This is a genomic window from Microbacterium sp. B24 (assembly GCF_000333415.1).
GTDB lineage: Bacteria > Actinomycetota > Actinomycetes > Actinomycetales > Microbacteriaceae > Microbacterium.
Genome location: NZ_BADB01000498.1, coordinates 1 through 1,028 on the forward strand (window position 1 = coordinate 1; position 1,028 = coordinate 1,028).

At 70.9% G+C, this 1,028-nt stretch carries 1 protein-coding gene and 1 pseudogene; one reads left to right on the forward strand and one right to left on the reverse strand.

Annotation, left to right across the window (positions count from 1 at the left end; genetic code table 11):
- Nucleotides 1-751: MupG family TIM beta-alpha barrel fold protein (locus tag I5I_RS14415; RefSeq protein ID WP_036321299.1), on the forward strand; the 751-nt coding region annotated here is incomplete at its 5' end.
- A 31-nt stretch (nucleotides 752-782) separates the two neighbouring features.
- Here I5I_RS14415 and I5I_RS14420 read toward each other — a convergent pair.
- Nucleotides 783-1,028: pseudogene (locus I5I_RS14420) on the reverse strand (phosphoribosylaminoimidazolesuccinocarboxamide synthase); the annotation flags it as partial.

Consider the following 1,028-nt stretch of genomic DNA (forward strand, 5'->3'; position numbering starts at 1 on the left):
ACTTCGGCTTGCGCCGGAGGAGATCCGCCGCATCGCCCGCGCCTCGGGATGCCGCATCGCGGTGAACGCGAGCACGGCGACCGCGTCGTTCCTCGACGAGCTGGACGGCATCGACGTGGTCGGATGGCACAACTTCTATCCCCGGCCCGAGACCGGCATCGGCACGGAGTTCTTCGTCAGCCAGAACGCGTTGTTCGCCGAGCGGCAGAGCCCCGTGTACGCGTTCCTTCCGGGCGAGAGCGCGCTGCGCGCACCCCTTCACCTCGGTCTGCCCACGCTCGAGGAGCATCGTCATCGCACCGCGTGGCGCAACTATCTGCACCTGCGTGCGATCGCGCCCGATGTCGAGATCGTCTGCGCCGAGGGCACCGTGCACGGGGAGCATCTCGAATGGATCGCCCACCACGAGCGCACCGGCGAGGTGACGGTGCCCCTGTCGGACCTCGACCCGGCGGCGGCCTTCCTTCGCGGCGCCGCCTGGCGGCTGCGTGTCGAAGACAGCGCGGCGTCGTTCCGGCTGGAGGAGACGCGCGGGAGCGTCGCTCCGGATGCCGCGCGCAACGCCGACCATCGTGCCGCCGGGTCGCTGCAGATGGATCTCGACAGCCTCGGTCGCTATCGGGGAGAGATTCACCTGATGCGTCGGGATCTGCCGCTCACGGGTCTGCAGGCCCATGTCGGCGAGATCGCGGCGCCCGCCCGCGGCATCGTCGAGAGCCTGCGGCCGGGCGACACGGTGCGTTTCGTCTGAGCCGCTGCGGCGTCTCTACAACGCGGTCGCGTCAGTCGGTGAGCATCTCGAGCAGCTCGCGGTACTTCGCCGCGGTGCGCTCGACGATCTCGGCCGGCAGCTCGGGCGGCGTTCCCTGGCCGTCCCAGGCGGCGGCGAGCCAATCGCGGACGATCTGCTTGTCGAAGCTGGGCCTCCGCTCGGCCGCGCTCGTGCCCTGCGCCCACGCCGCGGCATCCAGTAGCGCGACGAGTCGCTCGTGAGCCCCTCGTCGGCCAGGGTGAGCACCCCGTCGGCA